Origin of the sequence: Bacillus sp. MMSF_3353, assembly GCF_030733445.1 — a bacterium.
Taxonomy (GTDB): domain Bacteria; phylum Bacillota; class Bacilli; order Bacillales; family Bacillaceae_G; genus Bacillus_A; species Bacillus_A wiedmannii.
In genome coordinates, this window is record NZ_JASHJA010000005.1 from 171,091 (window position 1) to 183,785 (window position 12,695).

Sequence of the window (12,695 nt, forward strand, 5' to 3'; positions counted from 1 at the left end):
AGAATATAAAAACCATTAGGGGGAAATGAAATGATTCATAAAGTTGGACAAATTATGTTATATGTAAACAATCAAGAAGAGGCAGTAAATTTTTGGACGGAAAAGGTAGGGTTTCATGTAGTTGCAGAGGAAGATAATAAGCAAGGAATGAGATGGGTTGAGATTGCTCCGACTAGCGGTGCAGAAACGAGCATTATATTACATAATAAAGAAGTGATTTCTAAGATGAGCCCAGAATTAAATCTTGGTACACCATCTTTAATGTTCTTCTCAGAAAATCTTGATCAATTATATACAGATTTAAAAAATAAAAATGTTACTGTTGGTGAAATGGTAACAATGCCTTCTGGTAAAGTATTTAACTTTGCTGATAGTGAAGAGAATTATTTTGCGGTTATGGAAAAGAACAAATAATAATATTGCTATGTGAAAATCCCCCTCAAATATATTGAGGGGGATTACATGTTTGAAGTGGATTTTTCATTAGAGAGTTGATTAATAAAAAATGCCCCTTTTTCAATAGCTGTTTCAATATAACCAACGATTTGATCGAACGTAAATACTTGTAAGTTTTCATGTAAATGTTGCTCTGGATACAACATATCTTCAAAAAGATACTTTCGAAAAGCTAAAACGTTTTCTTTAGAAACCTCTTCAATATCTATAATGTGAGCCTCTTGATTGAGAAGAGAGAAGAGCCGTTGTTCTTTATCGTAATGATAAAGTAATTTTGCGTTCAATAATTTAAAGTCGTTGTAGTACATAGGCGCGATAGTTTCGTCATTTTCGATTCTGTTTTTAAGCCAAGGTAGAAAAAAGCCGCTTAGCCAATTATCATCGGCAATGAGGTGGGTGCAATAGCCTAGGAGAAAAGGGGACTCCATATAATCTTTATATTTATGAATAAATGATCCATAATCAATTCGTCTCGTATAGTCTTTTGTTGAGCCGGCGTAAAAATGTGAGGTGACTTTTTCTATCTTTGAATGCACAGCATCGGGGGCTACGCCTCCAAGTATAAAAGAAGTTTTATCTTGAATAGATAATTTCTCGGCAATCCTGTTAGCGATAATAGCATGCATAATTCGTGATCCCATGAATGACACCTCGGTTTCAAGTATTCATTTCAGGAAGGGGACTGAACAGTTAGTATTACTTTCCCTGTACTTTTTCTACTTTCGACCCATTCATGTGCTTTCCCTGCATCTTGAAGTGGAAAAGATTTCGCAGCTTTCATTTTCAGACGGCCATCACGTAAATAACGGAAAACTTCATTTGCAGTTTTTTGGAGTAGTTCAGGACGTTTTTTTCGTGTAGTACCAAAACTAAAACCGAGTATAGAGCGGCAACTTGCGTGTAAATCTTTCGTTTGGAAGTTACCAATTTCACCGCTTGCATTTCCGAAATGAACGAGGCGACCATAATAAGCAAGACATTTTAAACTTCTTTCCGAAACCGTTCCAGAAATAGAATCTAAAATTACATCAACCCCTTCACCGTTGGTCAGCTCATTGACTTTCTCTACAAAATCTACATCTTGACGACATATAACATAATCAGCTCCAGCGTCTAAAGCGATTTTACTTTTCGCTTCATTTCCGACAGTACCGATAACAGTTCCAGCCCCTAATAGTTTAGCGATTTGAATTGCTGTCGTACCAATCCCACCAGCCGCTGCATGAATGAGTACAGACTCATCTTGTTGAAGCCTTGCTACATTTGCGAGTAAATTATAGCTTGTAAAAGATACAATCGGACAAGCAGCTGCAGTTTGAAAATCGACTTCATCAGGCAAAGCAAAAGTAAGGTTTTCGTTTGCGACAACGTATTCTGCGTAAGAGCCATCTTGAGGAAAAGCAATGACACGTTGTCCAGGAGAAATATTTTTCACATGAGAACCGACTCGTTCTACAACACCAGCGGCATCTATCCCTGGTATAAAAGGTAGTGCTTTATTTCCTTTTTTACCATAACGGGATTTAATATCGGCGAAATTTATACTAGTAGCAACAACGCGAATCAAAACTTGATCTTCTGAAATAGCCGGCATATCCACATCTGTATATTTCATCACTTCAGGACCACCGAACGACGTTACAATGATAGCTTTCATTATATATCCTCCTAAATTTGACTATATAAATCATTTTAAATGTTCATTAGAAATTGGAAAATTATATAATAGTTATGTGTGATTATAAGTGAAGCTTATGAACATATTGAATCATTATATTAATCTATATAAAAAAACTTTTGAAAAAATCGAACGAAATGTCAATTACTTGCCAATATATAGTGTAAGACAAAGGAGGGATGGTATGTGAAGGGTGAAACAGTGTATACAGATTTGATCCAATTAACTTTATCAGGCAATAAAGAAGCATATAGCAAGTTGTATGATAAAACGATTCAAGAAGTATATAAAACAGCACATTTTTTAATTGAAGATAAAATGGATGTAGATGATGTCGTTCAAGAAATATACATACAGTTATATGAATCGCTTCGTAAGTATGATAGCGAGAAGCCATTTAGACCTTGGCTAATTGGACTTGCGATTAAACAAATTCACTCTTATAGAAGAAAGAGGTGGATGCGATTACGAATTATAAAAAAAGCAGAAGAGCAAAGAAAACCAGTACAAATTGATTTTTCTAGCGATGTTGTAAGTAAAATATCAAATCAAAAATTAATCGAACTCATTCATAAGTTACCGTATAAATTGAAACAAGTTATTATCTTAAGATACTTACACGATTACTCTCAAGAAGAAGTAGCACAAATATTACATATTCCAATTGGTACTGTGAAATCTAGAATTAACGCAGCATTAAAGAAACTACGTCAAAAAGAGCAAGTAGAAGAAATCTTTTTAGGAGAGGTAGGGAATGTGAAATGAGTTTAGATTGTAGAGTTAGAAAATCTATACAAGAAGAAGCGAAGGGGATTATTGCCCCGCCGGGGTTAAAAGAAAAAGTAATCGTTCAAATAAAAATGAATCACGGCGGGAGTAAGATGAAGAAACGCCTTATTGCAGGAGTGCTTGCAGCAGCATTTTTAATCCCAACGACTGGTTTTGCTTACCAATCTATTATGGCGGATGGTATATACGGGTCGTTTGAGAACTTAAAAAAACATGCCGGAGCGATGACATTAGAAGCGTATATGCGTTTTAATGCAAAGTTATCAGAAGCGAAAGACGAAATGGGTGCGAAGGAATATGAAGAGTTTACAAAAGAACTAAAGAAATTAACAAATGCAAAGCTTGCGTACGGGGATTCGAACGGTAATATTAATTATGATCAATTATCACCAGGAAAAAGAGAAGAAATGAAAAATTTAAGTATGAGCCTTCAACCATACTTTGATAGATTAAATGGTCATAAATCTAGTAAAGAAGTATTAACACAAGAAGAGTTTGACCGTTATGTGGAAGCTTTAATGACATATGAAATCGTACAAGTAAAGACAAAATCAACTGGTGGGATGAAAGTAGAAGAAGTACCTGAGGCGTATAAAGAAAGATTTATTAATGCGGAGCAGTTTATGGAGTATGTAGATGAAAAGGTGAGATAAGTAAAAAGCTCAAAGCCTAAGCTGAGAGCTTTTTTATTGAAACGTAAAATTATTAACCACCTATTCCTTTTGCTAGCGATAAGAAATATACAAATACTAGTATTACTGCATTTAATGCTGTACCAACTATTCCGAATAACCAATTCTTTGATGTGATTGCAAAAATAATACCGAGTAATGAAAGTATAGCTAGAATCACAATAATTAAAGTTAAATTTGCATTAGGTCCTCTTAAAATAAAGAAAGAACATATACTTGCAAGAAACGTTAGAAACGAGAAAGCACCTAATTTATACATAATAAGTCTCCTCTGGATAAAATGCATTGTGATCTAAATACAACCAATTTAATTTTAACATAATTCCCCTTTTTGTTTATATCGGCTTTTACAAGTAATATCAGATTTATAAACAAACTGACCTAATTAGCAACACTTAAAAAATGGTTATCAATTATATTTTTTCATATTTGTAGTATCTTTTTGTATAAAACAATCTAAAAAAGAATAGCCAGCTATTAAACTTATTATCGTAACAAAAGTAGTATTTATAAGAATAATATTAGTTAAATAAGGCAGGTATGCACCAACTGGTGAAAAGAGTAGAGCTGGAGAAAAGGAAATGAATAGCGTAGGCACAGTAATAGCGATAAATTTATCCGGTTGAAAGCGCCAGTTTTGTTTACTTGTTTCGCGATTAATGGATTGAAGGAATCGTAATAAAATGCCAACTATAAGAGGGAAGAGTGTAAAGTAGAATAATCTTGGATAAACGTTAAAATTCACCTGCGCATCTGTATCTAAATAAAATTGAATTTTCACTCCGACAAATAATAATAAGACGATAAATAATGTAAAGCAGAGGTATAGCATTACTTTTTGCATTGCATTCCACCATCCTTTACTCAAAATATATTCAAAGAAAAAAGAGATATACAATAACTACTGTTGTATATCTCTTCTTTTACGGTTATTTAATAGTGGAGTTTGCTTTTTCTTGCTTCGTGAAATAATCTATAATGCCCATCGCACTAATTTCTATATCTAGATGTAAAATGTTGTAAACAGAATGATCTGATGGAACGTTTAACTTTGTAAGATGAGAAGAGATCTTATCCATTAATACAGTTTGTAAAGCTTTAGTCGCTTCATCGAAATCCGTGTACTGTTTAAAGATCTCTTTTCCAGTATGAACGAAAATAGGTAGCCAATGTTCTAGTTGGTTATATACTTCTGTAACATTAGAGGATGCACCGTAATGACCGAAATAAATAGTATCTACATTCATACTTTGAATGTGATTTTTAGAAGCAATCATCGCATCTGGTTGGAATTGTGAGGGGGACGTTGATGGTAAATATAGTTCGACACCAAGGTCTGCGAGTTCTCTATAATAAATTCCAATTGTATCGCCAGTAAAAATGCCGTTTGTTAATGAATCGTGAATGCTAATATGGTGTTTAGCATGTCCCGGTGTATCGTAAAATGTAAGTGTACGGTCTTCGGCAATTTTTAACGTATCACCATTTTGTACAATACGAACACGTTCTTCTTCTATAGGAAGAATTGGATCAAATAGTTTATCGAAATCTTCTTTGTATACAGCTTTTGCGCCTAAAATGAGTTTTGTTGGATCAATCATATGACGAGCACCGCGAGAATGCACATATAAAGTAGCGTTTGGGCATTTTTCCATCATTAAACCAGCAGCACCGGCGTGATCTAAATGAACATGTGTAACGATAATGTTTTTAACTTCGTTTAAATCAATATGTAATTGTTGTAAGCCGTCTAAAATATACGGAATAGAAGGGGCTGCACAAGTTTCAATTAAAGTAATATCGTCACCTACTAAAACGTACGTACCTGTTCGTTCATTATGTTGTAAATCAAAATCATCAATAAGATATAGGTGAGAAGATAATTGCTCTACTTTTTTCATCATTACCACTCCTTATTTACTATATGTTTCTATTATACGCTAAAATAGAAAAAAGGCAGAAAACGAAAGCTCGTCTTCTGCCTTTTTAAAGTGTTATTATTTCGTTTGTTCTTTATTGATAGACATAAGAAACAGTCCAACTATGCCACCAACGATTGGAAGCATAATTTCTCCTGCTAAATTAAAGTAGGAGCTTAAAAATAAACCATTTACATCGATTACCCAGCCAATCACATACAATAACATCATATATAGTACGAAATAAAACTCGCGATTTGAAATCGTTTCATGTTGTGCAGTTTTCATAATGAACACCATCCTTTTCTTTTATAATGGAATATAAACTGTCACATTTTGTTCACAAATTAATTGTAAAACTTTCCATCATAAAAGTCTAGTAGTTTGTGTCGAATTTTCGAACAGAAATAAAGCGCTATCATATTGGGGTGTAAGTACGTAATAAGAGCTGTATATTCATGAATGTAGTATAGTATAAACATAGAATGATAGTGAAGAGAGGGGTAAGGAAAATGACAGTTTATGATTTTTCAGCTAAAACGATAACAGGAGAAGATAAATCGTTAAAAGATTACGAAGGAAAAGCACTTCTTATTGTAAATGTAGCTAGCAAATGTGGTTTTACACCACAATATAAAGGATTACAAGAAGTATATGATAAATATAAAGACCAAGGACTAGAAGTACTCGGTTTCCCTTGTAACCAATTTGGAGGACAAGAACCAGGTACAGAAGCAGATATTACTAGTTTTTGTGAATTAAACTATGGTGTGAATTTCCCGATGTTTGCAAAGATTGATGTGAAAGGTGATAAAGCTCATCCTCTGTATACATACATGACAGAGCAAGCGCCAGGTTTACTCGGTATGAAAGCAGTGAAATGGAACTTTACTAAGTTTTTAATCGGAAAAGACGGGAAAGTAGTAGGGCGTTTTGCGCCGCAGACGAAGCCGGTGGATTTAGAGGTTGAGATTGAGAAGGTACTTGGAGAATAACTAGAAGTTTCACTTTATTAAAAAAGCCTCAAAGAACAATGTAGTTCTTTGAGGCTTTTTCTATCAATTCACAGTATCAAGATTAAATCGCTGAATGGAAGTCATTTGATTTAGGCGGAGAGGCTGCTTTTTTCATAAGAATTTCCCATAAGTGTACGGATTTCTTCCATTCTGCTACGGCCTGTCCCTTTTGATACATAGCGTTCTCATAACTGAAAGTAAGTTGTTGCATATCGGCAGAGTTGTAAAGTGTATCGATGTGGAGAGCATATTCTCGGAATGTTTGACTTTCCTCACGTGGTATACCAATTCGGCCAAATTGTTTTAAAAGTGCATCGTAAGCTTTGCTATAAACAGCATCATCTTTTCGGTATTTGTAGAAAAGAATAATAAAAAATGTAATCCATTTCATTCTATTAGCGAAGAGAATGTATCCGATGATACTAATTAGTATCGTAGAGAGGAATACGTACCACCAAGAAAGTCCATTTTTAGAATTTGTAAGCTTTTTAGTAGGAGCGTCTTCTGTATCTTCAATTAAACTTTTGAGCTTTGCTTCATTGTTTCTTTGGTGCATTTGCGCATTTTGAGACTTAGTTTCTTCGCTATTTTGTAAAGTAGGAGCAGGAGTATTATTTGTGAAATTATAGGGATTGGTAAATCCTTTTGTTGGTTCGAATGGAATCCATCCGTATCCTGGGAAATATACTTCGACCCAAGAGTGTGCGTTATCGTTCGCGATTTTATATACATCCTCACCTTCTGAACCAACTAGTGTGTTATCAAGAGTTCCTTCTGTATAACCTTTTACCCATCGAGCAGGAATCCCAGCAGAACGAAGTAACACAATCATAGATGTCGAAAAATTATTACAGTAGCCGCTTTTTGTATCAAAAAGGAATTGATCAACATAATCTTGATTTTTGGCAGGGAACAACACATTCATTGTTTCATATACGAAAGAATGGTCGGTGAAGTAATTTTCAATAGCTAATACTTTATCATATCGGTTGTCTTTATCATTTGTTAGATTAACAGCTAAGTCTCTTACTCGCTGCGGTAATGATTCGGGAAGTTGCGTGTACTTTGTCATGAAATAAGGATTTGTTTCTTGGCCTTCATTCGTGTTTACAGCTTTCAATTTTTCTATGGAAAACTCCGGGATCTCATACGTTACTTTATATGAATTTAAAGTAGTAGAGGAGTCTCCGTGCATCGTATAGATTTTTTCTGAAAAGGGGTCAACGCTGTATGATATATCTGAAGAAGCCTCAACTGATACTAATCCTGCTGGATAGGTAAGGTGTGGATAACTTTTTTTCATGGTGATTGTTGCCTCAGTGGCCTCCGTTTTTGTATTTTGTTCGTACCAGCTCACGACGTCGTTTTTATTTTTAAAAGAAACCTTTTTTTGATTTTCAGAAACTTCCCAGCCTTTTCCTGTATAAAAATCTTTCGTTTCGACTCTCCAATATTGTTTGTTTTGCGTTTGTGCTGTGAAAACAATTGTAGGATCCGTCTTAAAAGGACCGCCTAATCGCGAATCATCTAAACCATACCCAATTTTAGAAACATCTTGTTTTTTACTTGCTTCGGATGTGTTGAATTTTAAAAAATCCATTGGGTTTGGCCATTGAGGGCCAAATTTTGGAGCAAAGTATGCGATAGTTGCTGACAATACAATAAATATTGTAAGAGGTTTAAGTAATTTTGAGATTTCTCTAGCATAATTTTGTAAGTGTTCCATCTCTTTTATTCGTTCTATGCGGAGAAGACTAAGCATAAAAAAGCCGATGACAACAGTACGAATAATAGCGTAGTTTGCATGACATAAATGTAAGTTATGAAAAACGGTGATATAAATAATAGTCAATATAAGAAATAACAGCCCACGTTTTTTATGAATCATCCAAAAAGAGATGAAAGCACTCAAAAACCAAAAGGATAAAAAAAATAAAAGTGTTGGAAAAACTGGAGAAACCTCTAGCAAATTCCCCTGAAATAACAAGGAGGCATTTCGAGAAATATCAGTAAAAAATTTCATTAGCCAAGATGGATTTATAATAGCGTTTTTATAATATAAGAAATGAATGATGAATAAAATCGTGACGATCTTTATTGGAATCTGCCATTTTATTTGAAAAAAAGAGAGAGTGAAGCAAATCCCTATAAATATTACGAAAACATCTAATCTACCTACGTTTGTAATACCTACGAGGGGCCTTAGCCATTCTAGTAAAAGTAGAAATGCGCATGCATGCATGAAAAATCTAGTCATATCCCATTGTTTTTTTGCCTGTAATGTTATCATTTGCTCACCTCAAAAAACACGTTTGTATACTGGTTTCCATAAACCACATTTACAAATATTTGTCGTTTTTGTAGAGTTTCTAGAATACTGAGTTCTCGGTGTGAGAGTTGATTTGCTTTTTCTTTTACGACAAACACCATTAATTTTCTGTTTTTTATAGCAGCAAAGTCAGCCGCCTTTTGAATATCGGGAGAAAGATCGCTTATCACGAGTATAATCGTGACGGGCTCATAAATTTTTCTTAATTCCATTTCTACACTCCGGGAGAGCGGGAATACACTATCTGCTTGTACCTTCGCTAAATGACAAAAGATTTGATGTAACTGACTATCTCCATTGTCTAAAGGGAAAAAAGTTCGTTCTTTTCCGACAGATACGAATGACGCCGGTGAATTTTGCTTCAAGACAGACCTGACAATAGAGGCAGTAAATGTGACGACTGATTCGAATAGAGGGGATGGGGTTCTGTCCATGAATATCATAATATTATGGCTGCGCTGTTGTTCAAACTCTTTCGTCATAATGTTGTTTGTTCGTGCAGTTGCTTTCCAATCAATCCACGAAAAGCGATCACCAGGTTTATATTCCCTGACACCGACAGAAATGGTAGAGTCTTTTACTAAATTTATATTTGCTGAAAGTGCTCCTTGTTCGAAATGATTTTCCATTTGTCGATATGTTATATCTACATACTGAGGGTAGACTAAAAATGTATCTGGAACTGAAAAAGTTACTTCTTTCTCCATCATACCGAATAGATCGCCAGTTTTGACACGTACGCTTGAAAAAGAGTGCTCTCCTCTAGGGATTGTGTCAATTGCATATTGAAACGAAATATTTCGTTTCAATCCTGGAAAGAGTATTACTTTATTCATATTCGTTTGTTTACAATTTGTAAATTGTGATGGCAGTTCATCTTCTATAATTAAATAAAGTAAGGGAAAAGGGAAACTTCTTTTTATTGTAATCGTACTTAAAAATGGTTCTCCTGCTACATATTCGTCTTGATTTGTTCTTCGTTTTACCTCGGCGTTCCGTAAAGCAAAGAAGGAAAGCAATAGTGAATAAAGGCCAATAGGAATCGCACTGTAAAACAAAAACCAACTTACAAATCCTCCTTGAAGCATAGCGTATACAAATGTTAAGACTAGGCATAACGGAATGAGTGATAACTTAGTAAAATGATAGAGTGCTCGTAGTATCCGTTTCATCAAAGGTTCATCTTCCTTTGAGTAGGTACGGTAGTTCGCGCAACGATTTTTGCGATAACTTGTTCTCCTGTTATTCCTTCAAATTTTGCCTCCATTTTTAGAATGAGTCTGTGAGCTAACACGTAGGGAGCTAAAAATTTAACATCGTCTGGAATAACATAATTTCTGCCATGGATGAATGCATAAGCTTGTGAAGCTTTCATTAAAGCAATCGAGCCACGTGGACTTGCACCTAGTTGAATAGAACTATAAGAACGAGTCTGACTAACAAGCTTTACAATGTAATGCTTGATTGCTTTTTCCATGCTTATTTCCCGTACGCTCTGTTGTAAATAAAGTAATTCTTCTATTGTTGTAATAGCTTGTAAATGGGAGAGGGGATTTGTTTTTTCCATCCTGTTTAAAATTTCAAATTCTTCTTCTTGTGTAGGATATCCCATTTTTAGTTTCAATAAGAAACGATCGAGCTGTGCTTCTGGTAAAGGATATGTTCCCTCATATTCGACCGGATTTTGGGTAGCCATTACAAAGAACGGTTTTGGTAACGGTCTTGTCATGCCATCTATTGTAATATTGCCTTCTTCCATACTTTCAAGTAAGGCAGATTGTGTTTTTGGAGATGTACGATTAATTTCATCAGCAAGTATAAAATTCCCCATGATTGGTCCAGGCTTGAACTCAAATTGGAGCTCTTTCGGATTATAAATAGAAACACCTGTAACATCTGACGGCAGTAAATCAGGTGTGAATTGAATGCGCTTGTAATCAGCATCAATTGATTTAGAAAGTGCACGTACTAACATTGTTTTCCCAACGCCAGGCACATCTTCTAATAGTACATGACCTTCTGCTAAGAGAGCTGTCAAGGCTAAGATCGTTTCTTTTCGCTTTCCGACCATTAACTTTTCAATATTGTTAATTATTTTTTCTATAATGGGATGTAATGAGTCAAGCTGGTGCATCGTAATCCTCCTAATTTTATTATCGTTTTCTAATCTATTTAGTGAAAAATAGAATGTATCCGTCTAATTGCGGGCAGTAAAGATTCTATCTTTAATTCTGAGAATATTCAGATTATTTATCGCGATTACATCTAGTATAATTGTTTCCGTAACTTAGGGCAATATGGTAAATAATGATTTCTCGTTTTATGTGAAATACGTTTTGATATAGAATAGTATCGTCGGTAAAAGTAGAAGAGGGGAAGGAAGGGAAAGATTGACCTCAATGAGCAAAATAAATAGCGTAGGAAACCCTACGCGTAAAGTTTGGAACATATATTAATACGCCTTGTGATTAAAATGTATATGAATAAAATAAAGTCGGCTTCACATGAAGAGGCCATCTATTTAAATTATTACACTCCTTTATTTTTTATCTTTTTTATATTCTTTTCGTTTATTTAACCAAATATGAATCAATTCTACCAATTCCATTGTTTCAATCTCACAATATTCTCCTTTACCATCTTCGGCTAAATTGTCTAACACAGTAGTTGTGTCGTTCCGGATTTCTAAACCGCAAATGTTGCCATTTACTACTACATAATTTTTTCTCCGTTTAAAACACTATGTAATTCTTCTAAAATCCAATCTCGAAAAGCTGAAACTTCAATTCCTAAAAAAGTTTCAACAAGTTTTATTTCTTGAGGAAGTCTCATAACTAAATCACTACTGTTAAGTACTTCAAAACTATATGGATATTTCATGACTATTTTACTCTTTTATTTCTGGCTTTAGTGACTCTATTTACTTCTCTATTAAGGTAATAAATTCTTATACTATCATTACTCTTGTCTTACTTACATTTATAGTAAAAGTAGATTGTTATTAAACTTATTTATCCAATATCTCTCTGATGTAGGTATGAGTTCAGTGAAATCTTCATATGTACCTATCCAATCTTTTGGTACATAGTTTTCGTATGATGCCGGTTCTGGAAACATTGAATATAGTATTTTATTATCAAAGTTAATTAATAAGACGGGACTATAATCTAATAGATCTTCTCCTGCATTCTTCCTTTTAATATTTTCAAGTAGTAAATAATTTAATTCTTCTTTAGTTGTTTTATATTGATTAATCCTTACTAAAAATACTTCTACATTTTCATGATCTAATACTTTTATTCCATTTCTTTCTCCCGTTTCATCATTATCTTCAATGCTTATACCTAAATTTTTATATGCATTATCTAATTTATTATAATCTAAAAACCATAGTTCTTTATCTGTTACATACCACCTAAACTCATTTTTATATATGACGGCTACTATAATGTTTTCTGCATAAAGCGGTTCTAATATCATAATCTACTCCTTTTATTATTATCTTAATATCCTGCCATTCTGGTGTATTCTTCTCTTCATTCAATCCAAGTTGCTGGCAAATCATATGGATTTCCTGGCGTTTTTGGTTCAACTATTTTCAGGATACTTACCCTTAGTATGGTGGATTGAAAGTATTGTATTTTCATTTATAAACTTATCTTACGATTTAGGCAAATCAAATTTAACTATTCCCAAATTACTTCCGCTATTATATAAGAAATTTTTTGCACGCTCATTTTAATCTGTACTACATCTTAAACTTTGCTAGAAGCAAGGAAGTAATTTAACAGTCAGTGAAGGATGTGAACCCTCCAC

14 protein-coding genes and 1 pseudogene are annotated in these 12,695 nt (G+C 34.1%); 4 read left to right on the top strand and 11 right to left on the bottom strand.

Annotation, left to right across the window (positions count from 1 at the left end):
* The first annotated feature begins 30 nt into the window (after positions 1-30).
* Entirely contained in the window at positions 31-414 is a 384-nt protein-coding gene (locus tag RBB48_RS14405) for a VOC family protein (protein ID WP_088609021.1), read from the top strand.
* Positions 415-458: 44 nt separating this feature from the next.
* On the opposite strand, the gene RBB48_RS14410 is transcribed toward RBB48_RS14405, so the two are convergent.
* Entirely contained in the window at positions 459-1,097 is a 639-nt protein-coding gene (locus RBB48_RS14410; protein WP_088063142.1) for a zinc dependent phospholipase C family protein, read from the bottom strand.
* Between the two features lie 29 nt (positions 1,098-1,126).
* The gene (locus RBB48_RS14415; protein ID WP_306007783.1) at positions 1,127-2,113 is read right to left on the bottom strand and encodes a quinone oxidoreductase family protein; all 987 of its coding nucleotides are present in this window, start codon (positions 2,111-2,113) and stop codon (positions 1,127-1,129) included.
* Between the two features lie 207 nt (positions 2,114-2,320).
* Here RBB48_RS14415 and RBB48_RS14420 point away from each other — a divergent pair, with 207 nt between their 5' ends.
* Positions 2,321-2,899, top strand: coding sequence for a sigma-70 family RNA polymerase sigma factor (locus RBB48_RS14420; protein ID WP_306007784.1), 579 nt, complete (start codon positions 2,321-2,323; stop codon positions 2,897-2,899).
* Complete coding sequence (locus RBB48_RS14425) at positions 2,896-3,576, top strand: DUF3600 domain-containing protein (RefSeq protein ID WP_088609024.1); 681 nt, start codon at positions 2,896-2,898, stop codon at positions 3,574-3,576. Before RBB48_RS14420 ends, RBB48_RS14425 begins: the two co-directional genes overlap by 4 nt.
* Positions 3,577-3,628: 52 nt before the next feature.
* Here the strand turns inward: RBB48_RS14425 and RBB48_RS14430 are convergent, their stop codons facing one another.
* The 4 genes from RBB48_RS14430 to RBB48_RS14445 form a co-directional block, all read right to left on the bottom strand.
* Positions 3,629-3,874, bottom strand: coding sequence for a hypothetical protein (locus tag RBB48_RS14430; protein ID WP_088609025.1), 246 nt, complete (start codon positions 3,872-3,874; stop codon positions 3,629-3,631).
* A gap of 150 nt (positions 3,875-4,024) precedes the next feature.
* Complete coding sequence (locus tag RBB48_RS14435) at positions 4,025-4,459, bottom strand: hypothetical protein (protein ID WP_087982676.1); 435 nt, start codon at positions 4,457-4,459, stop codon at positions 4,025-4,027.
* 85 nt (positions 4,460-4,544) lie between these two features.
* Complete coding sequence (locus RBB48_RS14440) at positions 4,545-5,516, bottom strand: MBL fold metallo-hydrolase (RefSeq protein ID WP_098133686.1); 972 nt, start codon at positions 5,514-5,516, stop codon at positions 4,545-4,547.
* A gap of 96 nt (positions 5,517-5,612) precedes the next feature.
* Positions 5,613-5,822 carry a DUF3925 family protein gene (locus RBB48_RS14445; protein ID WP_088609027.1) on the bottom strand — a complete coding sequence of 70 codons (210 nt, stop codon included), beginning with the start codon at positions 5,820-5,822 and terminating at the stop codon, positions 5,613-5,615.
* A 224-nt stretch (positions 5,823-6,046) separates the two neighbouring features.
* Here RBB48_RS14445 and bsaA point away from each other — a divergent pair, with 224 nt between their 5' ends.
* Positions 6,047-6,529, top strand: a complete 483-nt coding sequence (bsaA, locus tag RBB48_RS14450; RefSeq protein WP_088609028.1) for a glutathione peroxidase — start codon at positions 6,047-6,049, stop codon at positions 6,527-6,529.
* A gap of 82 nt (positions 6,530-6,611) precedes the next feature.
* Here the strand turns inward: bsaA and RBB48_RS14455 are convergent, their stop codons facing one another.
* From RBB48_RS14455 to RBB48_RS14475, 5 genes and pseudogenes are all read right to left on the bottom strand, one after another.
* The gene (locus RBB48_RS14455) at positions 6,612-8,840 is read right to left on the bottom strand and encodes a transglutaminase TgpA family protein (protein WP_088609029.1); all 2,229 of its coding nucleotides are present in this window, start codon (positions 8,838-8,840) and stop codon (positions 6,612-6,614) included.
* On the bottom strand, positions 8,837-10,051 hold the full coding sequence (locus RBB48_RS14460) for a DUF58 domain-containing protein (protein ID WP_306007833.1): 1,215 nt from the start codon (positions 10,049-10,051) through the stop codon (positions 8,837-8,839). The genes RBB48_RS14455 and RBB48_RS14460 overlap by 4 nt, the downstream gene beginning before the upstream one ends.
* Positions 10,051-11,013 carry an AAA family ATPase gene (locus tag RBB48_RS14465; RefSeq protein ID WP_306007785.1) on the bottom strand — a complete coding sequence of 321 codons (963 nt, stop codon included), beginning with the start codon at positions 11,011-11,013 and terminating at the stop codon, positions 10,051-10,053. Before RBB48_RS14465 ends, RBB48_RS14460 begins: the two co-directional genes overlap by 1 nt.
* 405 nt (positions 11,014-11,418) lie before the next feature.
* A pseudogene (locus tag RBB48_RS14470) lies at positions 11,419-11,759 on the bottom strand (hypothetical protein).
* A 99-nt stretch (positions 11,760-11,858) separates the two neighbouring features.
* On the bottom strand, positions 11,859-12,359 hold the full coding sequence (locus tag RBB48_RS14475; protein WP_088609031.1) for a hypothetical protein: 501 nt from the start codon (positions 12,357-12,359) through the stop codon (positions 11,859-11,861).
* Positions 12,360-12,695: the final 336 nt, after the last annotated feature.

What these genes read in the sequence shown, in the direction of transcription:
- RBB48_RS14475 (WP_088609031.1), bottom strand. Translation starts at nt 12,359, where the DNA reads ATGATATTAGAACCGCTTTATGCAGAAAACATTATAGTAGCCGTCATA.
- RBB48_RS14430 (WP_088609025.1), bottom strand. Translation starts at nt 3,874, where the DNA reads ATGTATAAATTAGGTGCTTTCTCGTTTCTAACGTTTCTTGCAAGTATA.
- RBB48_RS14445 (WP_088609027.1), bottom strand. Translation starts at nt 5,822, where the DNA reads ATGAAAACTGCACAACATGAAACGATTTCAAATCGCGAGTTTTATTTC.
- RBB48_RS14455 (WP_088609029.1), bottom strand. Translation starts at nt 8,840, where the DNA reads ATGATAACATTACAGGCAAAAAAACAATGGGATATGACTAGATTTTTC.
- RBB48_RS14440 (WP_098133686.1), bottom strand. Translation starts at nt 5,516, where the DNA reads ATGAAAAAAGTAGAGCAATTATCTTCTCACCTATATCTTATTGATGAT.
- RBB48_RS14425 (WP_088609024.1), top strand. Translation starts at nt 2,896, where the DNA reads ATGAGTTTAGATTGTAGAGTTAGAAAATCTATACAAGAAGAAGCGAAG.
- RBB48_RS14410 (WP_088063142.1), bottom strand. Translation starts at nt 1,097, where the DNA reads ATGGGATCACGAATTATGCATGCTATTATCGCTAACAGGATTGCCGAG.
- RBB48_RS14460 (WP_306007833.1), bottom strand. Translation starts at nt 10,051, where the DNA reads ATGAAACGGATACTACGAGCACTCTATCATTTTACTAAGTTATCACTC.
- bsaA (WP_088609028.1), top strand. Translation starts at nt 6,047, where the DNA reads ATGACAGTTTATGATTTTTCAGCTAAAACGATAACAGGAGAAGATAAA.
- RBB48_RS14465 (WP_306007785.1), bottom strand. Translation starts at nt 11,013, where the DNA reads ATGCACCAGCTTGACTCATTACATCCCATTATAGAAAAAATAATTAAC.
- RBB48_RS14415 (WP_306007783.1), bottom strand. Translation starts at nt 2,113, where the DNA reads ATGAAAGCTATCATTGTAACGTCGTTCGGTGGTCCTGAAGTGATGAAA.
- RBB48_RS14405 (WP_088609021.1), top strand. Translation starts at nt 31, where the DNA reads ATGATTCATAAAGTTGGACAAATTATGTTATATGTAAACAATCAAGAA.
- RBB48_RS14435 (WP_087982676.1), bottom strand. Translation starts at nt 4,459, where the DNA reads ATGCAAAAAGTAATGCTATACCTCTGCTTTACATTATTTATCGTCTTA.